The sequence below is a fragment of the Achromobacter sp. ESBL13 genome (genome assembly GCF_036668755.1).
Classification (GTDB): Bacteria; Pseudomonadota; Gammaproteobacteria; order Burkholderiales; family Burkholderiaceae_B; genus Achromobacter.
In genome coordinates this window covers 92,185-116,564 of record NZ_JAZEVT010000005.1, presented here as the reverse complement: position 1 = coordinate 116,564, position 24,380 = coordinate 92,185, and the positions used below count along the sequence as shown (strand labels likewise).

Genomic DNA, 24,380 nt, shown 5'->3' with positions numbered 1-24,380 from the left:
ACGGCCTAGCTTTTCCTGGCCGACAACTCCACGCCGGCCAGTTGTTCGGACAGGCGCGCCACGGCGGTGTGGTCCTGGCCCTTGCCCAGCGTCTTGCCCGCCGACGCCCAGAGCTCGCGGCACAGCGAGGCAAACGGCGTGGGCGTGCCGGTATCGGTGGCGATGCCCAGCGCAATGCCCAGGTCCTTGACCATCAGGTCCAGGCCGAAGCCGGAATTGAATTCCCGCGACAGCACAAACTGCTTGAACTTCTTCTGCGTGGAATTGTTCATGCCGGTGGACGCGTTCAGCACGTCCACGATCACGTTGGGGTCCAGGCCGAACTGCTGGCCGATGATCATGGCTTCAACGCCGATCAAAAACCCGCCCGCCGACACCAGGTTGTTCAACGCCTTCATGGCATGGGCGCTGCCGACCTCGCCCACGGGGGTAATCGACGTGCCCATCGCGGACAGCGCGGGGCGCACCCGTTCCAGCGTGGCGGCGGGGCCGCCGAACATGATGGACAACTCGCCGGTGCGCGCGCGCGGCACGCCGCCCGACACGGGCGCGTCCACCATCTGGCCACCGGCGGCGGCCACGGCCTGGGCCAGCCGCTGCGTATGCGCCGGCACGCCCGAGCTCATTTCCACCACGACGCTGCCAGGGCGCAGACCCGCCAGCGCACCCTGGTCGCCGCCCAGCACCTGTTCCACGATGGCGCTGGTGGGCAGCATCGTGACGATGATGTCGGACTGCGCCGCCAGTTCGGCGCAAGTGGCGGCGGCCTGGCCGCCGACCTCCTGCGCGAATTTATCGGCCTGGCCGGGCACGGCATCAAACACCGTCACCGCGAAGCCCGCCTGCACCAGCCGCGCCGCCATCGGCCAGCCCATGCTGCCGATGCCGATCAGGCCCACGCGTTCTTGCGATGCGCTCATGCTTGCTGCTCCTTGAAGGCGCCCTCTTCTTCCAGCACCTGGTTGGCCACCTTGAAGGCGTCCAGCCCGGCGGGGATACCGCAGTACACGGTGGCTTGCAGCAGGATTTCCTTGATCTCTTCAACCGTCACGCCATTGGTCAGCGCGCCTTTGACGTGCAGCTTGATTTCGGCCGGTCGGTTCAGCGCCGTCAGCATCGCCAGGTTCAGCATGCTGCGCGTTTTCTTTTCCAGGCCGGGGCGGCCCCAGGCGTAGCCCCAGCACCATTCGGTGGTGATGTGCTGGAAGGCCATCATGAAGTCGTTGGCGCGGGCCAGCGAACCATCGACATATTCGGCGCCCAGCACTTCGCGGCGCAGCTTCAAGCCTTGGTCGAACAGGGCTTGGGTTTCGGATTTGGTGTCTGCCATGGGTTCCTCGTTGGTGATGGTGACGGGTGTCAAACCGGGTCTGTGTCCGGTCGCGGGTTTGTCTGGAGTCGGTTCTAGTTTGTCTGATTGTCAGGCACGTTTCGTCCGGACGTCAACAGTCGGATTGTCAGACAATATTCTTGACTGCTTAAAGTTTGAGCACAATAATGCGCCAAAGCGCCGGGCTGGCTGCCGTGCGCCCCCAACCACAAAAGCCAGGAGACAACCATGAAAAGCTTCCCCAAACAGGCCGTGCGCCACGGGCGCCGGGAATTTGTCGCGGGGCTGGGCGCGGCCGCGCTGGCGGCCACCCTGCCCGGCCGGGCGCTGGCGGCGCCAGCCGACATCAACGTCGGGGTGATCCTGCCCTTGTCAGGCGCGAATGCGCAGTTCGGCATCAATTCGCGGCAGGGCCTGGAACTGGCCGCTGACGAGATCAATGCGGCAGGCGGCATCAAGGCGTTGGGCGGAGCCAAGCTGAAGCTGATCATCGCGGACGCCACCTCGCAGCCCACCACCGCCGCCACCGTCGCGCAGCGCCTGATCACGCAGAACCGATGCGTGGCGCTGATCGGGGCCTATGCCTCGTCCTTGACGCTGGCCGTGTCGGAAGTGACCGAACGCCGTGGCATCCCGCTGCTGACCATGTCGTTCTCGGATGTGTTGACCGAGCGCGGCTTCAAACACATCTTCCAGGTTGTCTCCAAGGGCTCGGTGCTGGGCCGCGCGCAATACGACTATGCGGCGTCCGTCGTGGCAGGCGCGTCAGACATCAAGAAAATCGCGCTGCTGTACGAAGACACCGCCTACGGCACGTCACAGGCGATCGGTGTGCGCAACGCGGCCAAGGCGGCGGGCGCGCAGATCGTGCTGGACGAGGCCTACCCGTTGGGCATCACCGACGTCACGCCGCTGATCAGCAAGCTGCGCGCGTCCGATGCGCAAATTGTTTTCCCGATTTCGTATCTGAACGACAGCCTGTTGATCATCCGGGTGATGCGCCAGCAACGCTTGACGGTGCCCATTGTCGGCGGCGCGGCGGGCTATGTGATTCCCGACTTCGCCAAGGCGCTAGGGCAGTATTCCCAGGCCGTGCTGTCGATTGCGCCGGCCAACTACGACCAGGCGCCGGAATATACCGAGCGCTATCGCAAGCGCTTCGGCACCTTCATGCCGCACGAGGCGCTGGAGCACGCGGTGTGCGCGGGCGTGCTGGCGCAGGCGCTGGAGGTGGCGGCGTCCGACAAGCCCGAGGCGGTGTCCAAGGCGCTGCGCGCGCAGAAATACGACCAGGGCTGGGCGGGCGTGATGTCGGGCGGCGGCGTGCATTTTGACGCCAACGGATTGAACACGCTGGCGCAGCCGATCATGGTGCAGTGGCAGAACAACGAGCTGGTCTCGGTGTGGCCCAAGGCGCTGGCCAAGGGCGCCGTCATCGCCGCCCGCTAAGCACGCGCCGGACACAAGGCAGCTTACGAACCAAGCACAAGGGACAGTCATGCAATTCTTGCAGGCGCTGGTGGACGGCATTCTGCTGGGCGGCGTGTACGCGGTCATCTCGATCGGGTTGACGCTGGTCTTCGGCGTGGTGTCCATCGTCAACTTCGCCCAGGCCGAGTTTCTGATGGTGGGCATGTTTGTCGCCTACTTCGCCTGGAAACTGCTGGGGCTGGACCCCTTGCTGGGGTCCTTGCTGTCATTCGCGGTGGCCTTCGTGCTGGGCGTGCTGACGCAAAAGTTCCTGATCAACCGGGTGTTGAAGGCGCCGGCGGTGGCGCAGATATTCCTGACGGTGGGCCTATTGATCGTCATGGAAAACCTGGCGCTGATCCTGTTCGGCTCGGAATTCCGCTCGGTGCAGACGCCGTATCAGATGACGGCGCTGGCGGTTGGCCCGATTCTGCTGAGCGCACCGTACCTGCTGGCCTTCACCGTGGCGTCGGTGGCCGGGTTGACGCTGTGGTGGGTGCTGAAGAAAACGTGGTGGGGCATGGCGGTGCGTGCCACGGCCCAGGACCCGATGGCGGCGCGGCTGTCCGGCATTTCCACGCACCGCGTGCATCAGCTGGCCTTCGGGCTGGGCGTGGGCATGACGGCATTGGGCGGCGGCATCATCCTGCCCTACCTGACGGCGTCCACCACGGTCGGCGCGCAGTTCAGCGTGCTGATGTTCACGGCGGTGGTGCTGGGCGGGCTGGGCAGCGTATTGGGCGCGGTGGTCGGCGGCGTCGCGGTTGGCGTGATCCAGTCGCTGTCGTCGCTGGTGTTGCCCATGCAGTTGCAGAACCTGGTGCTGTTCGCCATCTTCATCCTGGTCCTGGCGGTGCGCCCGGAAGGTCTTTTGAAAAGGGCTGCATGATGGCGACCATTCGACAATTCCTGCCATGGGCCGCGTTGGTTGCCGTTGCGCTGGGCGCCCCCTGGCTGATGGAAGACCAGGGCTACGGCATCCGCGTGCTGACGCTCGTGCTGCTGTTTGCCGCCATGGGGCAGTCCTGGAACATCGTGGGCGGGCTGGCCAACCAGATATCGCTGGGGCACGCCGCATTCTTCGGTCTGGGCGCCTATACCTCTACCCTGCTGCTGCTGCGCTACGGCATTTCGCCCTGGCTGGGCATCGTGGCGGCAATGGCCGTTGCCGCGGTGGCCGGCGCGCTGCTCAGCCTGCCGACCATGCGGCTGCGCGGCCATTATTTCGCGCTGGCCACGCTGGCGTTCGGCGAGGTGCTGCGCGCGGTGGCAAACACCTGGGCAACGGTGACCGGCGGGCCGGTGGGCCTGTCGATTCCGTTTGCAGAAGGCGCGGCGCAGATGCAGTTCAAGTCCAGCATCCCGTACTACTACCTGATGCTGGGCGCCGCGCTGGTCACGTCGGTGGTCTTCGCGCTGATCAGCCATTCGCGCCTGGGCTACCGCCTGCGCGCCGTGAAGGCCAACCCGCAGGCGGCGGAAGTCATCGGCGTGAACACGGCGCAAACGCGCATTCTTGCCGCCGTGATCTCGGCGGCGTTGATGGGCGCCTGCGGCACGCTGTACGCGCAGTTCATCTATTTCTTCGACCCCGACACGGTGTTTTCGCTGGTGGGCATCTCGGTGCGCGTGGCGCTGATCTGCATCATCGGCGGCGTGGGCACGGTGGCGGGCCCGCTGATCGGCGCGCTGGTCATCATCCCCCTGGAAGAAGTGTTCAACGACTGGCTGTCGGGCCACACGGCGGGCGTATCGCAACTGGCCTTCGGGCTGATCCTGATCGCCATCATCCTGATCGAGCCGCGCGGCCTGTCGGCGCTGTGGACGCGGCTGCGCAACTTGAGGCGGGGCCAGCATGCCTGACATCCTGAAGGTATCGAACGTGCAGCGCCGCTTTGGCGGCTTGAAGGCCGTGGACGATGTGTCGTTCAGCGTGGCGCGTGGCGACATCCTGGGCCTGATCGGCCCGAACGGCGCGGGCAAGACCACCTTGTTCAACCTGCTGGTTGGCCTATATGCCAGCCAGGGCGGCCGCATTGAATTGGACGGTGCGGACGTCAACGGCCTGCGCCCCCATCAGATCGCGGCGCGCGGCATGACCAAGACTTTTCAGAACGTGGCGCTGTTTCCTGAAATGACGGTGCTGGACAACGTGCTGGTGGGCGGCCTGCTGCGCCACGACGTGCCGCGCGCGCGCCAGGTTGCGCGCAGCAACCTGGACCGCGTCGGCCTGTCCGCCATTGCCGCCAAGCCGGCCGGCGAGCTGTCGTTTCCGGAGCAGGCCCGGGTGGAACTGGCGCGTGCGCTGTGCACCGATCCCAAGGTGTTCTTGCTGGACGAGGTGATGGCGGCGCTGAACGAATCCGAAATGGACGCGCTGCTGGATCTGATCCGCACGCTGCGCGACGAGGCGGGCATCACGTTCATCGTGGTGGAACATCACATGCGCGCCATCATGCGGTTGTGCAACCGTATCCTGGTGCTGTCGTTTGGCCAGAAAATCGCCGAGGGCAGCCCGGCCGAGATCGCCTCGGACCCGACGGTGATCGAAGTCTACCTGGGCAAATCCATGGAACAGTCGGAGGCGGCGGCATGAGCCTGTTGCAGATCCAGAACCTGACCGCCGCCTATGACCGCAGCCCGGTGCTGCACGAGGTGTCGCTGGACGTGCCCGAGGGCGGCTTCATCGCCGTCGTGGGCGCCAATACGGCCGGCAAAAGTACGCTGCTGCGCTGCATATCAGGGCTGCTGGACAAGGTCAGCGGCAGCATTCTGTTTGACGGCCGCGACATCCTGCGCTTGCCGCCGCACCGCATTCCGGAACTGGGCATCGCGCACGTGCCCGAAGGCCGCCACGTCTTTCCGGACATGACGGTAGAAGAAAACCTGTACCTGGGCGGCTACACGCGCCGCCGCGACATGGCGGGCCTGAAGCGCGGTTGCGACCGCGTCTACGCCCTGTTTCCCCGCCTGCATGAACGGCGCCGCCAAGCGGCCGGCACGCTGTCCGGGGGCGAGCAGCAGATGGTGGCCTTTGGCCGCGCGCTGATGCTGGATCCCCGGCTGTTGTTGCTGGACGAGCCCAGCCACGGTCTGGCGCCCAAGATCGTCGAGGAAATGCACCAGGCCATGATCGACATCCACCGCAGCGGCCTGACCATCTTGCTGGTGGAACAGAACACCCGCCTGGCGCTGTCGGTGGCCGAACACGCCTACGTGCTGCAATCGGGGGCGATGGTGCTGTCCGGCCCCAGCGGCGCGCTGCTGGAAGACAGCCGTGTGCGCGCCGCGTACCTGGGGTTATAGCGATGACCAGCCGGCGGGATATATTGCGTCTTTACGTTGAACCGGCGGTGCGCCGCGGCCGGGCCAAAAGCCCCTGTCGCCGCCTGCGCGCACCGCTACGCAAAGCGAGAGACAGCCATGCCCCCTAACGGCGCAGTATTTGAAAAACCGACCACCCTGCGCACCCGCGTCGAGGAATTCCTGCGCGCCTCCATCATGGACGGGCGCATCAAGGGCGGCGAACGCCTGCGCGAAGCGGAACTGTGCGAACAGCTGAACATCAGCCGCAGCACGCTGCGCGAGGCGCTGCGCACGTTGGAAGCCGAACGGCTGATTTCGATCGAACCGCACCGCGGCCCGACGGTGGTGCGCATTACCGAGAAGGCCGCGCGCGATTTGTATTCGCTGCGCGCGCTGCTGGAAGGCTTTGCCGCGCATGAATTCGCGCGGCTGGCCAGCGACCCCGACGTCGAACGCCTGCGCAAGGCGGTGGACGCGCTGCACCGCCAGGCCAAGGGCAGCAACAAGTCCGCCTTGCTGGCGGCCAAACGCGATTTCTATGACGTGCTGCTGTCGGGCTGTGACAACGATCTGATCAAGGACATGCTGCCGGGCCTGCTGTCGCGCATCAATCTGCTGCGCGCCACGTCTTTCGCGCGGCCGGAACGGCTGCCGGAAAGCATGGCCGAAATCGACCACATCTTCGAGCGCATCCAGGCTCGGGATGCCCAAGGCGCCCAGACCGCCGCGCAGAACCACATTGTGAATGCAGAACGCACGGCGCTTGAAGTGCTAAGGCGCCAACAAGAGGAGACATCCACCCGTGAAGGCGATCGACCAGGAACTGAGGGCCGCGGCGGCCCTGGCGCAGCAGGATAGCGAATTCATCGCGGCCACCCGGGGCCTGCCCAGCGCCATCTGGCTGCAAGTGGGCACGCAGCCGGACGACCGCATCCCTGCCTGGGCCGGCCAACCCGCCGCCCCGTCGCAGTGCCTGGTCATCAGCGCGCCGCCGGACACCTGGCGCAGGCTGCTGCAACCCGCCCCGCCACCGGGTTATCACTCGTTCACCGCCGCGCAACGCCAGGCCCATGGCTTGCGCGTCAAAGGCGACGCGCTGGCCATCGCGCAGGCGTTGCATGCCCTGGAACGCTTGTTCGAGTTGTTGCGCGGCCAGCATGACGCGGCGCCCACTTTGCTGGACCGCAGCGCCATCGCCGGCCATTACGTCAACCTGGACCTGGGCACGGCTGACCGGGGCGCGACAGACCGGGGCGCGACCGACCGGGGCGCGACCGCCACCTCTCTATACGTGGAAACCAGCGGCCTGGCGGACGGCCCTCCGCTGCTGATGCTGCACACCGCCGGCGCCGATTCGCGCCAGTATCACGCACTGATGGCCGATGCCGACCTGCGCCGCCAATGGCGCATGATCGCCTTCGACATGCCCGGCCACGGCCGCAGCATGCCCTTGCCCGGCCAGGCCTGGACCGAAGCGGGGCTGACGCAGGACGCCTATCTGCGCACCTGTCTGGCGGTGATCCGCCAGGTGGTGGGCGCGCCCGCCGTCTTGCTGGGTTGTTCGATGGGCGCGGCGATGGCGTTGGTCGTCGCCGCCCGCAGCCCCGACGACGTGGCCGGCGTGGTGGCGCTGGAAGCACCGTACCAGGCCAGCGGCCGACGCACGCCGATGCTGTGCCATCCCCAGGTCAACCAGGCGGCCCACAACCCAGCCTACGTGCGCGGGCTGATGGGCCCGGCCGCCACGCTGGACGCGCGCCGGGACGCCGCCTGGATCTACTCGCAAGGCGGCTTCAACATGTATGCCAACGACCTTTGGTTCTATAGCGAAGACTTCGATGCCGCCGAACACCTGACAGGATTGGACACGCGCCGCTTCGGCGTATCGCTGTTGACGGGCGCCTACGATTATTCCGCCAGCCCGGACGACAGCCGCCGCGTGGCGGCGCGTATTCCTGGCGCGCGTTTCACCGAAATGCCTGAGCTGGGTCACTTCCCGATGGTTGAAAACCCGCAACGCCTGATGCAGTACCTGAAACCTGAACTGGACCACCTACGCGCCGCCAGGGGAATCGCATGACACTGCCCAACCACGAAATCTATGCCTTGCGCTACGCCACCGTGGCCCGCCGCCGCAGCCAGAACTTCATTACCCCACCCGACCCGCACGACGGTCCCATGCCGATGGATTATTTCGTCTGGGTCATCCGCCATGACAAGCGGGTGTGGCTGGTGGACACCGGCTTTAACGAAGCCGCCGCGCAGGCACGCGGCCGGGAATTTTTGCGTTGCCCGATCGATGCATTGGAAGCGCTGGGCATCGCGCCGGCCGATATCCAGGATGTGATCGTCACGCACCTGCACTACGACCACGCGGGCAACATCCGCAAGCTGCCACGCGCCCGCCTGCACCTGCAGGAAAGCGAACTGCACTACGCCTGCGGCTGCAACATGCGCTTTGACATGCTGCGCCACGCCTACGCCGTTGAAGACGTGGTTGATGTGGTGCGCGGCGTGTATGACAAGCGGGTGGCCTTCTACCATGGCCACGAGGAACTGGCGCCCGGCCTGCAACTGCTGCACATCGGCGGCCACACGCAGGGCTTGCAGGCGGTGCGCGTGCACACGGCGCGCGGCTGGGTGGTGCTGGCCTCCGACGCCAGCCACTATTACGACAACATGGGCCTGGACGCCCCCTTCCCCATCGTGTTGAACGTGGCCGACATGCTGGCCGGCTATGACACGCTACTGAAGTTCGCGGATTCCCCCGACCACATCGTACCGGGCCACGACCCGCTGGTGCGCTTGCGCTACCCCGCCGTGGTGCAAGGCAATGCCGAAATCGTGGCGCTGCACCAACAGCCTTTACCCAAGCCCGGGCCCCGCTGACGCGCCGTCCATCACGCGGGCTCACCGAAAGACGCAAATGCATATTAGAATCAATAACTTTTCATTTGCCCTAGCGTTTTTCTCTCATGTCCCACCCTCCCAAGGCCAGGAAAGACTGGCTCGCCCATTACGCGGAGATGATCGGCAAATGGCGCGGTCGGGGGCACCAGGACGGCGAGGACGCCATGCACGACACCGTGGTGGGCATGCTTGAAGGCGACGTCGCGGCAATTTATGATCCCCGCGCCTATCTGTCGCGCGGCACCTCGAACCGCCTGGTCAGCAAGCATCGGCATGTCAGCACGCTGGAGATCACCTCGCTGGACGACATGGCGCGCGGCGACCACCCCGCCACGCCGCCCGCCGACGATGGCGTGCGGTTTCAGCAACTGGCCGACGAACTTACCCGCGCCCTGGAAGACCTGCCCCCTAAGTGCCGGCACGTCTATTTGCGTTGCCGGCTGGAAGGCTGGACGCATACCGAGATCGCGCAAGAAATGGGCCTGTCGCGCAGCATGGTGGAAAAATACATGACGCGCTCGGTGCGTCACATCAACGAACGGCTGCAACACCATGCCCCACTCTGACTCCGGCTACCCGAACCCCGGCCACGGTGGCGGCGACCCCGGCCACCCGCGCATGCCGCCCAATGACGACAACGGCAGCGACGCGCTGGACCATCCCAGCGACGCGGCGCATTGGTTTGCGCGCATGCAGTCCGGCGAAACCACGCCGGCGGACCAGCAAGCCTTCGCCGCCTGGCGCGATGCCAGCCCCGACAACGACCGCGATTACCGACGCCTGAGCGCCCAATGGGACGCCGTGCTGTCGCTGCCGCACGCGCGCCTGCGCGGCTTGATGGACGCATCGCTGACGGCGCCCCGCCCGCCTGCGATGTCGCGGCGGCGCTTTGGCCTGCGCGTGGCGGCGGCCTGTGCGGTGCCGCTGGTGGCCGGCTTGGTGGCGGCGCCGTTCGTCTTTGACGGCAACGACACGCTGGTCAATTACGCCACGCGCAAGAACGAGCGGCGCGAGGTCACCTTGCCGGACGGCTCGGTGCTGAGCCTGAACGGCGACACTCGCGTGGCGGCCCGTTTTGGCGCGAGGGAACGGCGGGTGGAACTGGAACAGGGCGAGGCATTTTTCGATGTGCGGCACGATACGTCGCGCCCGTTCGTAGTGGTCGGCGGGCTGGGGCAAGTCACCGTCACGGGCACCCGGTTCAATGTGCGGCGCGACAGCGACCGTTTGCAGGTCAGCGTCGAATCCGGGTCCGTACGCTTGCAGACCGGTGGCTGGTGGAACCCGCACGAACGGCGGTTGAGCGCCGGCCAGCAAGCCGTTGCCTACCCGGGCAGCACGTTAAGCGAGGTCGCCGCCGTCAATGTGCAGGACCTGACGGCGTGGCAGCGCGGCAAGATCATATTCAATAACGTGCCGCTGGCCACCGTCATCAGCGAGATGAACCGCTACCTGCCCCGGCCCGCCAGCCTGGACGCCCCCGCGCTGGGGCAACACCGCGTGTCCGGCATCTTCAGCGTGGACGACCCGCTGGCGATGATCGACGCCCTGCCGGCCATTGCCCCCGTCACGCTGGACCGCCAACAGGATGGCGCGATACGCATCGTGGCGCGTTGAGGGCGGCGCTGATCCCCTGGTCAGCCGACCTGCTGGTCCACTGGTCAGCCGATCCGCTGGTCCCGGGCGCGCCGGTCCTTTTGTAACACACCTGTTACACAATAATATCGATTCTTATTCCGGTTTTTGCGGGGCTCATGCGTCTAGACAGGAAGGGGCGGACCGCCCCAGGGCATCCCTGCCCGTTTCCGTTGAAACCGGCGCGCCGTGCGGGCGCGCCTTCCACCGAGCTACCGATCTTGAAACCCGTATCTGCCCGACCCGCTTTGCGCGTGCCCTCGCGCGTGGTTCTCAGCGCGCTTGCGTTCTCGCTATCGCTTGCCTTCGGCATGGCGCCCGCCGCCCACGCGCAGGAAGCCCCCGTCAGCGTCAACATTCCCGCGCAGCCCCTGGGCGACGCGCTGTTGCAGCTGGGCTCACAGACTTCCTTGCAGATCTTCTATTCGCAGGACATTCTTGCCGGTCAGCAGGCACGCGCCCTGTCGGGCAAGCTGTCGCCCGAAGACGCGCTGCGCCAGCTGTTGCAGGGCACCGGCATCGAGTACACACGCAACGGCAACAACGTCACGCTATCGCGCCCCGCCACGGCCGGCGGCACGGTGCAGCTTGAAGCGGTAACCGTCACCGCCGGCATTCTGGGCGAGCTGGCCCCGCCCTTTACCGGCGGGCAGCTTGCCACGGGCGGCAGCCTGGGCGTGCTGGGTTCCGAAGACGTGATGGACACCCCGTTCAGCACCGTCAACTACACCTCGGAACTGCTGTACGACCAACAGGCCCGCACGCTGGCCGACGTGGTGGTCAACGACGCGTCGGTGCGCACCTTGACCTCCAGCGGCGGCTTTGGCGAAGACTTTCAGATCCGCGGCTTTGCCGTGGGCAGCGGCGACGTCAGCGTGAACGGCTTGTATGGCCTGGTGTCGTCCAGCCGCGTGCCGGTGCAGATCCTGGAACGCGTGGAAGTGCTCAAGGGCCCCGGCGCCTTCATGCGCGGCATTCCGCCCAACGGCAGCATCGGCGGCGCGATCAACGTGGTGACCAAGCGCGCCGAAGACGAACCGCTGGCGCGCGCCACGCTGGGCTATGCCAGCAAGGCAAACTTCACCGGCCAGCTGGACCTCGCCCGCCGCTTTGGCGAAGACAACGCCTGGGGCCTGCGCTTTAACGGCGTCAAGCGCGGTGGTGAATCCACGTTGCGCGACGGCAAGCAAGGGCTGGACATGGGCGCGCTGGGCATCGACTATCGCGGCGCGCGCCTGCGCTGGTCGGCCGACGCCATCCACCAGGAAGACGTGATCGAGAACTTTCGCTCGCAGATCGGCTGGCAGGCCAACGTGACCGAGCTGCCCTCGCCGCCCGATGGCGACATCAACTTCTACCCCGGCACGCGTCTGTCGCAGCGCGACAGCACGATCATGTCGCGTCTGGAATATGACTTCACCGACAACCTGACCGGCCACATCGCGGCGGGCTATCGCGATGGCAAGGTGCGGCAGATTTTCCCTGTCACCGTCAACATGGCCGGCGCGCGCCAGTCGGTGGACCAGGACGGCAACTTCAACGTCATGACGACGTACTACGACTCGTACTCGAAAACGCGCAGCGGCGACGCCGGCCTGACCGCGCGCTTTGCCACGGGCCCGGTCAATCACCGCGTGACGCTGGGCGCCACCTACATGAATCAGGAATTGGGCAACGCCTATTCCACCGGGTCGGCCATCGTGGCGTCCAACATCTACGACCCCACGCCCATTCCCGACGGCCCCGCCGTACGCCTGACGCCGCAAAAAGCGTCCGACACCACACTGACCAGCTTTGCGCTGGCCGACACGCTGTCCTTTGCGCAGGACCGCATCCTGTTGACGGCGGGCATCCGCCACCAGGTCGTGGATGTAGACAGCTACAACACCGCCGGCGCACGCACCAGCGGCTACCGGGCCAGCGCCAACTCGCCCATCGGCGGCATTGTCGTCAAGCCGCTGCAGAACGTGTCGGTCTACGCCAACTTCACCGAAGGCCTGACGCGCGGCACGATCGTGGGCGACACCTACGAAAACCGTGGCGCGGTGCTGGCGCCGTACAAGTCCAAGCAATATGAAACCGGCGTGAAGGTGGACTGGGACGGCAACATCATCACCACCCTGTCGCTCTTTCAGATCGCGCGCCCGTCCGGCCAGGCCGACGACAGCAACGTCTACGGCTACTTCGGCGAACAGCGCAACCGTGGCCTGGAACTGACCGGCTACGGCGAAGTGGTGCGCGGCCTGCGCCTGATGGCCAGCGCCGCCTTCATCGACAGCGAGCTGACCAAAACGCCCGGCGGCGTCAGCCAGGGCAACCGCCCGGCCGGCGTGCCCGCCAGCGCCTACAACCTGGGGCTGGACTGGGACACGCCGTGGGTGCAGGGCCTGAGCCTGAACGGACGCGCCATCCGCACGTCGTCGGTCTACCTGAACAACACCAACACGCTGCGCCTGCCGGGCTACACGCGCTTTGACCTGGGCGCCCGCTACGCGACGCAGATCGCCGGCAAGGACGTCGTGTTCCGCGCCAACGTCGAAAACGTGGCCGACAAGAAGTACTGGCTGGCGTCGGGCTCTTTCGTGACGAACGCGGCGGGACGCACGTATATGTTGTCGGCGTCGATCAACTACTGATGCGGTAAGGCGGACCGGGCGACGCGTCGCAATCAGAAGTCCCAGATCACCGGGACCCAGCGGAACGCGTCGCCCGCGACCGCAATCCGGCCCACCGACGGAAACGGCAAGTGGGCCGCCACCAGCAGCCCACGGTTTTCCGCAAGCTCGCGGAACAGCCCGATGCGGACTTGGGCGGATACTTCGGGGTCGTGCTCAAAGCCGTTGTGCCAGTCCGGATGGTCAAAGCCCACGGGAAACATCGCGTCGCCCGCAAAGGTCAGGCGTTCACCCCCCGAGACCAGATCGACCACGCTGTGGCCTGGCGTATGGCCACCGGTGACGCGCACCGTCACGCCGGGCGCCACCTGGTGCTTGTCGTCGAACAGGCGCAGCCGGTCGCGGTATTCGTTATAGAACGCGGTGGCCGTGGTACGCAGCACGTCGGGCACCGGCTTGGGCATCACCGTCTGCGAAAAGTCGGGCGACGTCCAGAACGCGACCTCGGCAGCCGCCACGTGGATGCGCACGTCCGGGCGCAGACGCTTTTTCACATCGTCCACCAGCAGGCCACCGACGTGGTCCATGTGCATGTGGGTGATGATCACGTCCGTCACGGATTCCAGCGCAATGCCCGCGGAAGCCAGCCGCTGCGGAAACAGCCCGGCACGCGGGAAGCCGGGAAACTGCCCGCCCAGCCCCGCGTCGATCAAGATGGTTTGCTCGCCGCTGCGGGCCACCATCACGTTAAGCGGCCAGTCGAACGCATCGGGCGGCATGAACATGTGGTCAAGCCAGTCCGCCAGGTCGGCGGGGTCGGCGTTGGTGGCCATCGTGGACGTGGGCAGGGGCAGCACGCCGTCGCTGACGACCATCGCGTCGATGGCGCCGATGCGTACCGCGTAACGGGACGGGACCAGATCCACGGGGGTCTGGACGCCGGCATGTGAAGGGGGGGTGGTCAAGGGGGTATCGGTGCGAAACATGGCGAATCTCCAAAGTGGCTGGACAGCGTAGCCATCCTAGGCGCGGCCCGGGATGCGCGGTAGCCACGCAAGGTGAAGCGCCATGTTGCGAACCGCGCACCAATCCCCCGGCGGGGGCCGCGCCCTGCACGCCGTTGTGATGGCGGCCCCATTGCCACGGCAAAGTGCGGCAAAATACGCGGCTGCACGCCCCCACTTCTACCTGGCGTTTGCGTCCGACATGACCGATTCATTGCTTCTCTTCGAGCGTCACCGCCCGCGCCTGTTTGCGCTGGCGTATCGCATGCTGGGCGCGGTGGCCGAGGCCGAGGACGTGGTGCAGGAAGCATGGCTGCGCTGGCACGGCGCCGACCACGCCTTGGTGGAAAACGCCGAAGCCTGGCTCGTCACGGCCACCACGCGTTTGGCCATCGACCGCCTGCGCGCCGCCAAGCTGGAACGCGCCCAGTACACGGGCGTATGGCTGCCCGAACCCTTGCTGATGGCCGCGCCGTCCACCCCCGAACAGATCCACGAATTCGCGGACGATGTGTCCGTGGCATTTCTATTCATGTTGGAACGCTTGTCGCCCGACGCGCGCGCGGCGTTCCTGATGCACGACGTGTTCGATGCCGATTATGACGACATCGCCGACACCCTGGGCAAGACGCAGGCGGCCTGTCGCCAGCTGGTACGGCGCGCCCGGCTTCAACTGCGCCAGGGCGCGCCGCGTGAAGCCGTCTCGCGGGCATCCTTGCACCGCCTGTTGCTGGCCTTTGCCGACGCCATGCAGCGCAGCGATTTCCACGGCTTGCATGCCTTGCTGAGCGACGACGCCGAACTGATCGGCGACGGCGGCGGCAAGGCGACGGCCTTTGCGCGGCTGGTGGGCGGTAAACGGCTGGCGCAGTTGTTCTACGCGGGCAAACGCCGCTTTGGCGACGGCCTGCGCGCCGAGGTGGTGCAGATCAACGGGCAATGGACCCTGCTTCGATACATCGACGGGCAACTGGAATCGGTGCAGTCGTACGAGACCGACGGGGAACGATTGACGCGCGTGCTGGTGCAGCGTAACCCCGACAAGCTCGCGCGGATCGCAGCAGCGTTGGGATAAGGCGGTACGCGGCGATGGCGCTCTGCCGCGGCGATGGTGCGCGGCGGGCAACATGGTGATCCCCTGTGCGGATCTACCGCCGCGCGGGTCGGCACTTCTACGATGGGGCCTTGTCATATCCGCCAAGGAACGCCCATGTCGAAACTGTTCAAGCTTGCCCTGCCCGTGGCCCTGGTTGCAACCGGCGCCCTGCTGGGCCACGCCCCGGCCCAGGCCGCGCCCGCCGAACCCATCGTTACCGAACTGATGACGAAGCCGCTGCCGGACATTCCCGGCAAAGACGCCTTGATGATCACGGTCGATTACCCGCCCGGCGCGGCCGACCCGATCCACCGTCACGATGCCTACAGCTTCGTCTATGTCCTGCAAGGCAGCATCATCATGCAGGTCAAGGGCGGCAAGGAAGTCACCTTGACGCCGGGCCAGACCTTCTTCGAAGGGCCGGACGATGTGCACACGGTGGGGCGCAACGCCAGCCAGACCGAACCGGCGAAGTTCGTGGTGGTGCTGATCAAGAAAAAGGGCGCCCCCGCCTTGATCCCCGTTCACTAAGCCGCCCCCACTAAGCCGCCCCCACTGGGCCGGACGCGCGCGGCAGCGGGCCGCCGCCCGCCGCCGGGCGCAACCCGCGCCCGCGCTTGATGCCCTTTTGGTATCTCTCTTGATATCCCTTTTGCTCTCGCCGACCTAGGGGAAACCCGAGGTTCCTCCCATCGATGTCACAGAATGGCCGCGTGCGCCGTCTTAGCCATAAGACCCACCCTTGCCGCGCCGCCACCATGTCGACACCCTTGTTTGCCCCATCCATCACCCCCTCTCCGCTTGGGCCGGATTCCCTGGCCGACAGCTTTGCCACCAGCTATGCCGGCGTGGTGGCATTCATTGCCGTGGCCGTCGAAGGCAACTTCGCCAAGGCGGGCGACCGGCTGGGCATCGGCCGGTCGGCCGTCAGCCGCAGCGTGCAGAAACTGGAAGACCAGCTAGGTACCCGGCTATTCGTGCGCACCACCCGCAGCACGTCGCTGACCGCCGAGGGGCGGCAGTTTTACGATCAGTGCCATCCCGGCGTGGCGCGTATCGTGCAAGCGCTGGATGACATGCGCGAGCTGCGCGAAGGCCCGCCTTCCGGCCACCTTCGCGTGTGTTCCACCGTGGGCTTTGGCCGCAAGGTCGTCGCGCCCCTGCTGCACGGGTTCTGCCGGGCCAACCCCGGCATTGCGGTGGACCTGCTGCTGGACGACGGGCCGACCGACTTCGCGGCGGACGGCGTTGACGTGTCGTTTCGCAATGGCCGCATGGAAGACAGCCAGGTCATCGCAAAAAAAATCATCCCCATGCAGATGCTGCTGTGCGCCTCGCCGGACTACGCCGCCGCCCACGGCCTGCCCGCCAGCGTGGACGACATCCTGGACCACCGTGGCGTGAACTTCCGACTGGCGTCGGGGCGCATTTTTGAATGGGAATTCAAGCTGGGCGACCGCTTGCAGAAGGTGACGCCGCCCGCGATGCTGACCTTCAACGACGCCGACCTGGTGTTGCAGGCGGTGCTGGACGGCCATGGCATTGCGCAGATGGCCGCCTACCAGGTTTGCGACCATCTGCGTGCCGGCACGCTGGTGGCCTGCCTGCCGCAGCACGCGCCCGATGACCGCGGGCATTACCTGTGCTTTTTAAGCCGCCAGCATTTGCCCGCGCGCATGCGCGTGTTCATCGACTACATGACCGAGCACATCCGGGGGTCCGGCCTGCTGCCGCCCCCGGCGCCGCCGCGTTATTTCCTGACGCCGGACTGGCTGAACCAGGTGTCGAAGTCTATCGAGCCCAAGCGCGGCGAGGACGCCGGCACCAGGGTGTCGTCATTGAGCAGCGCGCCGAAATAGCGCGCACCGGGGTCGGCGCGCACCGTGCGGGTATCGCCGGTCTTGTCCAGGTAACGTTGCACCAGCGTGGACAGGCGCACCCGCTCGGGCCCGGCGATTTCCACGATGCCGTTCACCGGCGGGGCCAGCGTGGCGTCCGCCATGGCCAGGGCCACGTCGTCGGACGCGATCGGCTGCACAAAGGCGGGCGACAGCCGCACGTCGTTGCCCTGGGCGCCCGCCTGCACGATGCCGCCCAGGAATTCAAAGAACTGCGTGCTGTGCACGATGGTGTAGGGAATGTCGCCCGCCTCGATCAGCGCTTCCTGCGCGATCTTGCCGCGAAAATAGCCGCTTTCGGCCAGGCGATGCGTGCCCACCACCGACAGCGCCACGTGGTGCCGCACCCCGGCACGCGCTTCGGCGGCCAGCAGGTTGCGCCCCGACGCCTGGAAAAATTCCAGCACGGCCTTGTCGTCAAACGACGGCGAGTTGGCGACATCCACCACGGTGTCCACACCCGCCAACGCGGCGTCCAGGCCCGCGCCGGTGACGGTGTTGACGCCGGTGGCCGGCGAGGCGGCGATGGCCTCGTGGCCCCGTTCGACAAGCCGCTTCACAAGCTTTGAACCGATCAGGCCGGTTCCGCCGATGACCAGGATTTTCATGGCGCTGTCCTTAGCTGAAATTGGCTTTGTCCAGGCCATAGGCCTTGTCGGCCGAGCCCGGCACGGTGCGAAAGCCCACGTTCAGGCGGTTCCATCCGTTGATGGCCATGATGGCGAAGCTGAGGTCGGTGATTTCTTTTTCGGACAATTCGCCGCGCACGCGCTCGTAGATGTCGTCCGGCACGCCGTGCGCGCCCAGCGTCGTCAGCGCTTCGGTCCAGGCCAGGCAGGCCCTTTCGCGCGGCGAAAATTCCGTGGACTCGCGCCAGATCGCAACATGGTGCAGGCGCAATTCGCCTTCGCCACGGATCTTGGCTTCTTTGACGTGCATGTCCAGGCAGAAGCCGCAGCCGTTGATCTGGGACGCGCGGATCTCGATCAGACCCGGGATGGACGGCTCGATCGACCCCGACTTCAACAACATGCCGAATTCAACAAACTTCTTGAAAAGCGCGGGCGATTGCGCAAAGGCGTTAAGGCGTTGATTCATGGTGGCTCCCGGGGGGTTTGGGTAAGCGCGCCGCGCGGTTTCGCGGGCAGCGCAGGATGCTTGAACGACGCCCAAATCGTAGGGCCGGCACCACAACGGCAGTAGCCCCGCACCAGGGACCACGGTGTTGCCCGCGGGGCAACAATGCGCCATCCCCCGGGAACAATTCAACTCCCCCTGTCTGGTACCGCAACACTATTGCAAAGCCCCCCCGAACCGCACGATACTGGCGGTCCGTTCTTCATACTTTTGGAGGGTTCAGCAATGCATCGCAATGACATCCAGAAGCTCGGCGCGAACGCCGCCCGGCAGGGCTTGACCTTGTGGGACTGCCCGTACTATCGCGCTGTAGAAATGCCCGGCCACACGGGCGAGTCGATCTCCCAGTGGCGTGAAAAGGTGCGCGCCTGGGAGGCCGGGTGGCGCATGCAGATGCGCAGCCGCCCGACCCCGGCGCGCGACCGCGCGCATCAGCTAGTCGCCATGGATCGAAGTACGCCGGTAGTCCTCCGCACGGGCTAGGGTGCGATAGAACGAGGCGCCAACATTGACCAGCCTGTCGCACTCCTCCGGGCTCAGGCGCGGGCTGATCTGCACCAGGCAGCTGGCGAATTCCGTCAGCACCTCGGCCCAGTCGTCAAAACGGCGACACGGTGCAGTTTTTACGATCATCTTTGCAAGTAGTTCGTCCTGTAGCATGGGTTTCGCCTCTGTGTGGCCGACAAGCGCCATGCGAAGCAAACGCCATACCCGGCGGCCATCGGCCGCCGCAATCAATTGATCAAGGCCAGCATGTTCGATCACATCGGGTTCGGCGTCAGCGACATGGAACGCAGTCGCGCATTCTTCCTGCAAGCGCTGGCTCCCCTGGGCGTTGGCCTTGCCATGCAAGGGCCCGACAGCGTGGGCCTGGGCCGCGCGGGCAAGCCGTCGATGTGGCTGTATGGCACCCAGGCGGTATCGCCGCCCCTGCACATCGCCATCACCGCCGCCAACCGGGCCGAGGTGGATGCGTTCTACCAGGCCGCCATGGCGGCCGGGGCCGCCGACAATGGCGCGCCTGGCCTGCGCCCCCACTACCACCCCAATTACTACGCCGCCTTCGTGCGGGCGCCCGACGGCCACAACCTGGAAGCCGTGTGCCACCTGCCGGCCTGAGCGCCGCGACGACACCATGAATTGGGACGATGCAAGAATATTCCTTGCGCTTCAACGCGAAGGAACGTTGCGCCGCGCAGCGCGCGTGGCGGGCGTGGACCAAGCCACGATAGGACGGCGGATCGGCGTGCTGGAACACAACCTGGGCGCCACCCTGTTCCTGCGCAGCTCTACCGGCTACACGCTGACGACGGCCGGCAGCGCGGTGCTGCACGCCGCCGAACGCATGGAGCAGTTTGCCAATGACCTGGTGCGACAGGCGCAGGGCACGGACGGGCGGCTGGAAGGCGAAGTAAAGGTGGCCACCACCGATTCGCTGGCGATGGAATTCGTCATTCCCGCCATCGCCGACTTGCACGCGCGCCACCCCGACGTGCGGGTGCGACTGAGCGTAGCCACGCAGATGGCCAACCTGGCCCGGCGCGAGGCCGACATCGCCATCCGCAACATGAAGCCCGACAACCCCGACCTGATCGCTAGACAGCTGGCGCTGTGGCCGGTGGGCCTGTATGCCTCGACAGGCTATCTGGAGCGGCATGGCGCGCCCACCGAGCATGGCGGCTTCAAGGGACACGATCTGGTGTATTACCAGCCCTACCTGGAAGGCGGACGGCCGCCGACCATCGTGGGCGAGCCGGCGCAAGCGGGCCGCATCGTGGCCACGGCCAATTCCAGCCTGATGCTGCGCACGCTGATCGCGGGCGGCGTGGGCATCGGTGAACTGCCGGTGCCCATGGGCGAACGCGGGGGCTTGATACGGCTATGGCCCGGCCGCGAGCGGGAAGGCGGCTTTGCCGTCTGGCTGGTCACGCACCAGGACCTGCGCCACACGGCGCGCGTGCGCGCCTTTATCGATACGGTCGTGGCGCAGTTCGAATAGCGGGGTGCGCAAGGCGGCCGGGGATCGATGCCGCGCCCTGCGCCCGTCGTCTGCAAACCGCTGCGTTTTTGCATCACAGCTATTGCAAATTGCTGCGTGATTCCAGCACTTGGCGTTCCTATACTTTTTGCATATCGACCCGATTGGGTCGTGCTGAAAACGTAGAGGTCCACCATGTCACGACCATCCCTGCCCGCCCTGCAACCGACCGCCGGCGCCGCCTGGCGCTATGTGCTGGCTGGGTTTGCCGCCAGTCTGGCCAGCATCGGGCTGGCCCGATTTGCCTATGCGCCCCTGGTCCCCGCATTGATCCAGGCGCACTGGTTCTCATCGTCCAGCGTCGTGTTCCTAAGCGCCGCGAACCTGACCGGCTACCTGGTCGGCGCGCTGATCGGTCAGCCGCTGGCGCGGCGTTTTTCCAACACCCAGGTACTGCGCGCCATGATGGCGCTGGTGACGCTGGCGTTTCTGGCTTGTGCGTACCGCCAAGCGCTGGGGTGGTTCTTCGGCTGGCGCCTGATGTCGGGCATTGCGGGCGGCGCCATCATGGTGCTGGCCGCCGCCACCGTGCTGCCGCACGTGCCGCGCGAACGCCGTGGCCTGGCCGGCGGCGCGATATTCCTGGGCATCGGCGTGGGGATTGCCGGCTCGGGCACGGTGGTGCCGTGGCTGCTGGGCTTCGGGCTGCAAGCCGCATGGCTGGGGCTGGCCGCGATCTCGGCGGTGCTGACCTTGCTGACATGGAGCGCGTGGCCGGCTCATGGCGCGACCGTGCCCGTATCGCCGGCGGCACCGTCGCCGTCGGCGTTGGCCTCGGTCAGCGCCGGCGCCGGGACGAGCGGCGTTGGAACGAGCGGCATTGGGACGACCGGCGCTGGTACGAGCGGGGCGGGCACGTCCGGCAGGGGCACTTCCCGCGACTCATCCGCGCCCCCGTCAGCCCCCACGGACGCTTCCGACCCGCGCGCCGGAGTCGTGTTGTTGTTCGGCCAATACGGTCTGATGGCCGTGGCGCTGGTGGCGCCAATGGTGTTCCTGGTGGACTTTGTCCAACGCGGCCTGGCCGGTGATCCGCACGCCGGTGCGTATTACTGGATTCTGTACGGGGTGGGCGCGATGATGGGGCCGCCGCTGTATGGCTGGCTGGGAGACAGGCTGGGTCCGCGCAGCGCCTTGCGTCTGGTGTTGGCGATGCAGGCCGTTGCCATGGCCGCGCTGACGCTGGCGCACGGGGGCGCGTTGCTCGCGGCCGCCGCATTCATGGTGGGCACCTTCCCCCCCGGCATCGTGCCCCTGGCGCTGGCGCGCATCCACGACCTGATTCCGCACGACCCCCTGGCGCAGAACCGTGCATGGAGCCGCGCCACCGTCAGCTTCGCCACCTTTCAGGCGGTGGCGGGATACGCCTACTCGGCCGTATTCAGCGCCACCGGAGGCCAACACCGCGTGCTGTTCGCGGTGGGCGCGGTGGCTTTGGTGGTGGCGTTGCTGGCCGAATTGCGCCCGATTGAACGCGCCCTTGGCCGCCGCCTGGGCGCGGATTCCAATCAGGGGATAGCGGACAGGTCCTCGCCGGGATCGGGCGCGGGGTTGGCCGGGGCCGCCGGCGCCGTGCCTGCGGGCGGGGCCGCGGGGCCGTTGCTTTGCGGGGCCGGGGGCGGGCTTGCCGGAGGGCTTGCTGAAGGGTTTGCCGAAGGACGTTCCGATGGGCCCGCGGTCGACTTCTCGTGCCGGCTGGATACGAAGGCCAGCTTGTTGCCCTCGGGGTCGCGGCAGTAGGCGGCGTAGAAGTCCGGCGCGTACCGGCTGCGCAAGCCGGGCGCGCCTTCGTCCACGGCGCCGTGCGCCAGCGCTGCGGTCCAGCACTGGCGCACCACGTCTTCCGAGGACGCCTCGAAGCTGACCTGGCAGCCATTGCCCCAGGTGGCGGGCAAGCCATTAAACGGAGGCGCGACCACAAACGTCGGCCACCGCGCCGAGCCCACGCCCCAGATAACGCCTTCCGGCCCCGCGTTGTCGATGGCGTTGCGCCGCGCCAAACCCAGCGGCGCCAACACGGCGTCATAGAAGTCCACCAGCCGCGGCCAATCGCGCGCGCCGATTTGGATGTGAGTAAACATAAAGTCTCCTTCAGGAATGGCAGTTGCTGAACCGGTGCCGACGCCGCGCATCCCGCAAGGCACGCAACCCGCACCCTGCCAGGAGGAACCATGACCGATTCCAAACCCGCGCCCGCCCCCAACCCGCCGCCCTCGCCGCACGTGGACCCCGCTGAAAAGGGCGCCACCGGCCAACCCGTGGCCGACGGGCCGCCGCAAGGCGAGGTCAATCACGATCCGAACACCAATTCGGGCTATCCGGCAGGCGGTTCGCAGGCCGAGGAAGGCAAAGACGTCTACGGGCGTCCGGTGGACCCGGCCAGGCCGACCCGAAAGTAAGGGCCGGGCGCCGACCTTCGCGTCGGCTTACGCCGGCGCCCGGCGCATGCAAGCAAGGGCCGGCCCCCAGCCGCCCTTCCGGCCGCCAAACCCGCAGCCATCAGGCCGCAGGCTCCAGCTGAACCTTCAGCCAGCCAGGCTGCCGGGTGTCGAACGCCTTGAACGCATCCACCGCCTGCGTCAACGGCTCTTGCCGCGTCAGGATGGCCGCCGGGTCCACCGCGCCCGTGCGCACCAGCTCCATCAGCATCGGCACGTATTTGCGGTGATTGCAGTTGCCCATGCGCAAGGTCAGGTTCTTGTTCATGGCCTCGCCGATCGGAAACGTGCGGTCGTTGGGCGGATACACGCCGATGATCGACAGCGTGCCCGCCTTGGCCAACGCCTGCACCGCCCATTGCAATGCTTGCGACGGCGCGTTGCCCGGCCGCCAATTGTCGCCATCCGGCTTGGCATGGGGCGCGCCTTTGCGCGCCTCTTCTTCCATAGACGCGTTGGTGTCCGCACTGCCTGCCGGGCCGGCGTGCGCATGCACGGCGTCCACGCCCACCGCATCGATGGCGCAGTCGGCGCCGATGCCGCCCGTCAAGCCCTTGATGCACGCCACGGGGTCTTCCGCGTTGAAATCGATGACCTCGGCGCCCTGCGCGCGCGCCATGGCCAGCCGGTCCGGCACGGTGTCCACGGCAAAGATCCGGCCGGCCTGCATCAGCTTGGCCGACGCAATGGCAAACTGCCCCACCGGGCCGCAGCCGAATACCGCCACGGTGTGCCCGGGCTTGATGTCGGCCAGGTCGGCGCCGAAATATCCCGTCGGAAAAATGTCGGACAGCATCAAGGCCTGCTCGTCGCTGACACTGTCCGGCACCTTGACCAGATTGACGTTGGCAAACGGCACGCGGGCCAGTTCGGCCTGCAAGCCGTTGAATGGGCCGGTGGATTGCGGGCCGCCATAAAACGAGGTGCCGGCGTCGCGTCCATTGGGGTTGGCCACGTCGCACTGCGAGTAATAGCCGGCGCGGCAGTACGAGCAATAGCCGCAGGCAATGGTGGATGGAATCACCACGCGGTCGCCCACGTTCAGGTTGCGCACGCCGGGCCCCGTCTGCTCGACCACGCCCACGCCTTCATGGCCCAGGATGGTGCCGGGCTTCATGGATTCCATGGTGCCGCGAATGAAATGCAGGTCGGTGCCGCAGATGGCGCTGGCGGTCAGGCGCACGATGGCGTCGTTGTCTTCCTGCAAGACGGGGTCGGGGACGGTGTCCAGGCGGATGTCGCCGATGCCGTGAAATACAACAGCTTTCATTATTTGCTCCTTGAGGTGCCCGACCGGTTGTCGACCGGCGGGGCGTCCGGCGTGGCATTGCCCGGGTCCCAGACGTCGTCGGGGTGCATGCCCGGTGGCACCTGCTGGCCGGCGCCGGTGCGGTTGGGGTCAGCGGGGCGACCCGCCAGCGTGCGTTCCGATTCCGGCACGGGCTTGCGGTCGGCCGCCTCCGGGTCGTCCTGATGGGAGTGTGGCTGGGTACTCATCACGTG

Annotated in this window: 27 protein-coding genes; 19 read left to right on the top strand and 8 right to left on the bottom strand. The window is 66.6% G+C overall.

Features of this window, described 5'->3' with window-relative positions; translation table 11 throughout:
* Positions 1 to 5: 5 nt before the first annotated feature.
* Entirely contained in the window at positions 6 to 920 is a 915-nt protein-coding gene (locus V6F88_RS19640) for an NAD(P)-dependent oxidoreductase (protein WP_332611606.1), read from the bottom strand.
* Positions 917 to 1,330, bottom strand: a complete 414-nt coding sequence (locus V6F88_RS19635; RefSeq protein WP_046804811.1) for a carboxymuconolactone decarboxylase family protein — start codon at positions 1,328 to 1,330, stop codon at positions 917 to 919. Before V6F88_RS19635 ends, V6F88_RS19640 begins: the two co-directional genes overlap by 4 nt.
* A 228-nt stretch (positions 1,331 to 1,558) precedes the next feature.
* Here V6F88_RS19635 and V6F88_RS19630 point away from each other — a divergent pair, with 228 nt between their 5' ends.
* The 11 genes from V6F88_RS19630 (at position 1,559) to V6F88_RS19580 (ending at position 13,287) form a co-directional block, all read left to right on the top strand.
* Complete coding sequence (locus V6F88_RS19630; protein ID WP_332611604.1) at positions 1,559 to 2,779, top strand: ABC transporter substrate-binding protein; 1,221 nt, start codon at positions 1,559 to 1,561, stop codon at positions 2,777 to 2,779.
* A gap of 49 nt (positions 2,780 to 2,828) precedes the next feature.
* Entirely contained in the window at positions 2,829 to 3,689 is an 861-nt protein-coding gene (locus tag V6F88_RS19625) for a branched-chain amino acid ABC transporter permease (RefSeq protein WP_332611603.1), read from the top strand.
* The gene (locus tag V6F88_RS19620) at positions 3,686 to 4,663 is read left to right on the top strand and encodes a branched-chain amino acid ABC transporter permease (RefSeq protein ID WP_332611601.1); all 978 of its coding nucleotides are present in this window, start codon (positions 3,686 to 3,688) and stop codon (positions 4,661 to 4,663) included. Before V6F88_RS19625 ends, V6F88_RS19620 begins: the two co-directional genes overlap by 4 nt.
* Positions 4,656 to 5,396, top strand: coding sequence for an ABC transporter ATP-binding protein (locus V6F88_RS19615; RefSeq protein WP_332611599.1), 741 nt, complete (start codon positions 4,656 to 4,658; stop codon positions 5,394 to 5,396). The genes V6F88_RS19620 and V6F88_RS19615 overlap by 8 nt, the downstream gene beginning before the upstream one ends.
* Positions 5,393 to 6,106 (top strand): ABC transporter ATP-binding protein, encoded by a 714-nt coding sequence (locus V6F88_RS19610; RefSeq protein ID WP_332611597.1) that lies wholly within the window; start codon positions 5,393 to 5,395, stop codon positions 6,104 to 6,106. The genes V6F88_RS19615 and V6F88_RS19610 overlap by 4 nt, the downstream gene beginning before the upstream one ends.
* Before the next feature lie 117 nt (positions 6,107 to 6,223).
* Positions 6,224 to 6,964 (top strand): GntR family transcriptional regulator, encoded by a 741-nt coding sequence (locus tag V6F88_RS19605; RefSeq protein WP_332611595.1) that lies wholly within the window; start codon positions 6,224 to 6,226, stop codon positions 6,962 to 6,964.
* Entirely contained in the window at positions 6,909 to 8,186 is a 1,278-nt protein-coding gene (locus V6F88_RS19600; protein ID WP_332611593.1) for an alpha/beta fold hydrolase, read from the top strand. The genes V6F88_RS19605 and V6F88_RS19600 overlap by 56 nt, the downstream gene beginning before the upstream one ends.
* The gene (locus tag V6F88_RS19595; RefSeq protein ID WP_332611591.1) at positions 8,183 to 8,995 is read left to right on the top strand and encodes an N-acyl homoserine lactonase family protein; all 813 of its coding nucleotides are present in this window, start codon (positions 8,183 to 8,185) and stop codon (positions 8,993 to 8,995) included. Before V6F88_RS19600 ends, V6F88_RS19595 begins: the two co-directional genes overlap by 4 nt.
* A gap of 86 nt (positions 8,996 to 9,081) precedes the next feature.
* The gene (locus V6F88_RS19590; RefSeq protein WP_332611589.1) at positions 9,082 to 9,582 is read left to right on the top strand and encodes an RNA polymerase sigma factor; all 501 of its coding nucleotides are present in this window, start codon (positions 9,082 to 9,084) and stop codon (positions 9,580 to 9,582) included.
* On the top strand, positions 9,569 to 10,633 hold the full coding sequence (locus V6F88_RS19585) for a FecR family protein (RefSeq protein ID WP_332611587.1): 1,065 nt from the start codon (positions 9,569 to 9,571) through the stop codon (positions 10,631 to 10,633). Before V6F88_RS19590 ends, V6F88_RS19585 begins: the two co-directional genes overlap by 14 nt.
* Positions 10,634 to 10,872: 239 nt before the next feature.
* A complete protein-coding gene (locus tag V6F88_RS19580; protein WP_332611585.1) occupies positions 10,873 to 13,287 on the top strand; it encodes a TonB-dependent receptor in 2,415 nt (804 codons plus the stop codon).
* A 32-nt stretch (positions 13,288 to 13,319) separates the two neighbouring features.
* Here the strand turns inward: V6F88_RS19580 and V6F88_RS19575 are convergent, their stop codons facing one another.
* On the bottom strand, positions 13,320 to 14,252 hold the full coding sequence (locus V6F88_RS19575) for an MBL fold metallo-hydrolase (RefSeq protein ID WP_332611584.1): 933 nt from the start codon (positions 14,250 to 14,252) through the stop codon (positions 13,320 to 13,322).
* A 220-nt stretch (positions 14,253 to 14,472) separates the two neighbouring features.
* Here V6F88_RS19575 and V6F88_RS19570 point away from each other — a divergent pair, with 220 nt between their 5' ends.
* From V6F88_RS19570 to V6F88_RS19560, 3 genes are all read left to right on the top strand, one after another.
* Complete coding sequence (locus V6F88_RS19570; protein ID WP_332611583.1) at positions 14,473 to 15,345, top strand: RNA polymerase sigma-70 factor; 873 nt, start codon at positions 14,473 to 14,475, stop codon at positions 15,343 to 15,345.
* A 135-nt stretch (positions 15,346 to 15,480) separates the two neighbouring features.
* On the top strand, positions 15,481 to 15,897 hold the full coding sequence (locus V6F88_RS19565; protein WP_332611581.1) for a cupin domain-containing protein: 417 nt from the start codon (positions 15,481 to 15,483) through the stop codon (positions 15,895 to 15,897).
* Between the two features lie 227 nt (positions 15,898 to 16,124).
* Positions 16,125 to 17,225, top strand: a complete 1,101-nt coding sequence (locus V6F88_RS19560) for a LysR family transcriptional regulator (RefSeq protein WP_332611579.1) — start codon at positions 16,125 to 16,127, stop codon at positions 17,223 to 17,225.
* Here V6F88_RS19560 and V6F88_RS19555 read toward each other — a convergent pair.
* Positions 17,117 to 17,872, bottom strand: a complete 756-nt coding sequence (locus tag V6F88_RS19555; protein ID WP_332611577.1) for an SDR family oxidoreductase — start codon at positions 17,870 to 17,872, stop codon at positions 17,117 to 17,119. The genes V6F88_RS19560 and V6F88_RS19555 overlap by 109 nt on opposite strands.
* Before the next feature lie 10 nt (positions 17,873 to 17,882).
* Positions 17,883 to 18,362, bottom strand: a complete 480-nt coding sequence (locus V6F88_RS19550) for a carboxymuconolactone decarboxylase family protein (RefSeq protein WP_332611575.1) — start codon at positions 18,360 to 18,362, stop codon at positions 17,883 to 17,885.
* A gap of 144 nt (positions 18,363 to 18,506) precedes the next feature.
* On the opposite strand from V6F88_RS19550, the gene V6F88_RS19545 reads away from it, so the two are divergent.
* Entirely contained in the window at positions 18,507 to 18,884 is a 378-nt protein-coding gene (locus tag V6F88_RS19545) for a CrpP-related protein (protein ID WP_332611572.1), read from the top strand.
* On the opposite strand, the gene V6F88_RS19540 is transcribed toward V6F88_RS19545, so the two are convergent.
* Positions 18,837 to 19,166: a hypothetical protein gene (locus V6F88_RS19540; RefSeq protein ID WP_332611570.1), complete on the bottom strand. Its 330-nt coding sequence runs from the start codon at positions 19,164 to 19,166 to the stop codon at positions 18,837 to 18,839. The two genes, V6F88_RS19545 and V6F88_RS19540, sit on opposite strands and share 48 nt — an antisense overlap.
* Between V6F88_RS19540 and V6F88_RS19535 the strand changes: the two genes are divergently transcribed.
* From V6F88_RS19535 to V6F88_RS19520, 4 genes are all read left to right on the top strand, one after another.
* A complete protein-coding gene (locus tag V6F88_RS19535; protein WP_332611568.1) occupies positions 19,155 to 19,520 on the top strand; it encodes a VOC family protein in 366 nt (121 codons plus the stop codon). The two genes, V6F88_RS19540 and V6F88_RS19535, sit on opposite strands and share 12 nt — an antisense overlap.
* A gap of 16 nt (positions 19,521 to 19,536) precedes the next feature.
* A complete protein-coding gene (locus V6F88_RS19530; protein WP_332611566.1) occupies positions 19,537 to 20,400 on the top strand; it encodes a LysR family transcriptional regulator in 864 nt (287 codons plus the stop codon).
* Between the two features lie 174 nt (positions 20,401 to 20,574).
* Positions 20,575 to 22,179: a YbfB/YjiJ family MFS transporter gene (locus V6F88_RS19525; protein WP_332611564.1), complete on the top strand. Its 1,605-nt coding sequence runs from the start codon at positions 20,575 to 20,577 to the stop codon at positions 22,177 to 22,179.
* A 431-nt stretch (positions 22,180 to 22,610) separates the two neighbouring features.
* The gene (locus V6F88_RS19520) at positions 22,611 to 22,838 is read left to right on the top strand and encodes a hypothetical protein (protein ID WP_332611563.1); all 228 of its coding nucleotides are present in this window, start codon (positions 22,611 to 22,613) and stop codon (positions 22,836 to 22,838) included.
* A gap of 100 nt (positions 22,839 to 22,938) precedes the next feature.
* On the opposite strand, the gene V6F88_RS19515 is transcribed toward V6F88_RS19520, so the two are convergent.
* Both V6F88_RS19515 and V6F88_RS19510 read right to left on the bottom strand, forming a co-directional pair.
* Positions 22,939 to 24,147, bottom strand: coding sequence for a zinc-dependent alcohol dehydrogenase (locus tag V6F88_RS19515; protein WP_332611561.1), 1,209 nt, complete (start codon positions 24,145 to 24,147; stop codon positions 22,939 to 22,941).
* Positions 24,147 to 24,374 (bottom strand): hypothetical protein, encoded by a 228-nt coding sequence (locus tag V6F88_RS19510; RefSeq protein WP_332611560.1) that lies wholly within the window; start codon positions 24,372 to 24,374, stop codon positions 24,147 to 24,149. Before V6F88_RS19510 ends, V6F88_RS19515 begins: the two co-directional genes overlap by 1 nt.
* Positions 24,375 to 24,380 lie beyond the last annotated feature (6 nt).

What these genes read in the sequence shown, in the direction of transcription:
- V6F88_RS19515 (WP_332611561.1), bottom strand. Translation starts at nt 24,147, where the DNA reads ATGAAAGCTGTTGTATTTCACGGCATCGGCGACATCCGCCTGGACACC.
- V6F88_RS19605 (WP_332611595.1), top strand. Translation starts at nt 6,224, where the DNA reads ATGCCCCCTAACGGCGCAGTATTTGAAAAACCGACCACCCTGCGCACC.
- V6F88_RS19640 (WP_332611606.1), bottom strand. Translation starts at nt 920, where the DNA reads ATGAGCGCATCGCAAGAACGCGTGGGCCTGATCGGCATCGGCAGCATG.
- V6F88_RS19545 (WP_332611572.1), top strand. Translation starts at nt 18,507, where the DNA reads ATGCGCCATCCCCCGGGAACAATTCAACTCCCCCTGTCTGGTACCGCA.
- V6F88_RS19625 (WP_332611603.1), top strand. Translation starts at nt 2,829, where the DNA reads ATGCAATTCTTGCAGGCGCTGGTGGACGGCATTCTGCTGGGCGGCGTG.
- V6F88_RS19565 (WP_332611581.1), top strand. Translation starts at nt 15,481, where the DNA reads ATGTCGAAACTGTTCAAGCTTGCCCTGCCCGTGGCCCTGGTTGCAACC.
- V6F88_RS19520 (WP_332611563.1), top strand. Translation starts at nt 22,611, where the DNA reads ATGACCGATTCCAAACCCGCGCCCGCCCCCAACCCGCCGCCCTCGCCG.
- V6F88_RS19530 (WP_332611566.1), top strand. Translation starts at nt 19,537, where the DNA reads ATGAATTGGGACGATGCAAGAATATTCCTTGCGCTTCAACGCGAAGGA.
- V6F88_RS19630 (WP_332611604.1), top strand. Translation starts at nt 1,559, where the DNA reads ATGAAAAGCTTCCCCAAACAGGCCGTGCGCCACGGGCGCCGGGAATTT.
- V6F88_RS19635 (WP_046804811.1), bottom strand. Translation starts at nt 1,330, where the DNA reads ATGGCAGACACCAAATCCGAAACCCAAGCCCTGTTCGACCAAGGCTTG.
- V6F88_RS19615 (WP_332611599.1), top strand. Translation starts at nt 4,656, where the DNA reads ATGCCTGACATCCTGAAGGTATCGAACGTGCAGCGCCGCTTTGGCGGC.
- V6F88_RS19560 (WP_332611579.1), top strand. Translation starts at nt 16,125, where the DNA reads ATGTCGACACCCTTGTTTGCCCCATCCATCACCCCCTCTCCGCTTGGG.
- V6F88_RS19570 (WP_332611583.1), top strand. Translation starts at nt 14,473, where the DNA reads ATGACCGATTCATTGCTTCTCTTCGAGCGTCACCGCCCGCGCCTGTTT.
- V6F88_RS19525 (WP_332611564.1), top strand. Translation starts at nt 20,575, where the DNA reads ATGTCACGACCATCCCTGCCCGCCCTGCAACCGACCGCCGGCGCCGCC.
- V6F88_RS19550 (WP_332611575.1), bottom strand. Translation starts at nt 18,362, where the DNA reads ATGAATCAACGCCTTAACGCCTTTGCGCAATCGCCCGCGCTTTTCAAG.
- V6F88_RS19585 (WP_332611587.1), top strand. Translation starts at nt 9,569, where the DNA reads ATGCCCCACTCTGACTCCGGCTACCCGAACCCCGGCCACGGTGGCGGC.
- V6F88_RS19510 (WP_332611560.1), bottom strand. Translation starts at nt 24,374, where the DNA reads ATGAGTACCCAGCCACACTCCCATCAGGACGACCCGGAGGCGGCCGAC.
- V6F88_RS19595 (WP_332611591.1), top strand. Translation starts at nt 8,183, where the DNA reads ATGACACTGCCCAACCACGAAATCTATGCCTTGCGCTACGCCACCGTG.
- V6F88_RS19620 (WP_332611601.1), top strand. Translation starts at nt 3,686, where the DNA reads ATGATGGCGACCATTCGACAATTCCTGCCATGGGCCGCGTTGGTTGCC.
- V6F88_RS19535 (WP_332611568.1), top strand. Translation starts at nt 19,155, where the DNA reads ATGTTCGATCACATCGGGTTCGGCGTCAGCGACATGGAACGCAGTCGC.
- V6F88_RS19555 (WP_332611577.1), bottom strand. Translation starts at nt 17,872, where the DNA reads ATGAAAATCCTGGTCATCGGCGGAACCGGCCTGATCGGTTCAAAGCTT.
- V6F88_RS19575 (WP_332611584.1), bottom strand. Translation starts at nt 14,252, where the DNA reads ATGTTTCGCACCGATACCCCCTTGACCACCCCCCCTTCACATGCCGGC.
- V6F88_RS19610 (WP_332611597.1), top strand. Translation starts at nt 5,393, where the DNA reads ATGAGCCTGTTGCAGATCCAGAACCTGACCGCCGCCTATGACCGCAGC.
- V6F88_RS19590 (WP_332611589.1), top strand. Translation starts at nt 9,082, where the DNA reads ATGTCCCACCCTCCCAAGGCCAGGAAAGACTGGCTCGCCCATTACGCG.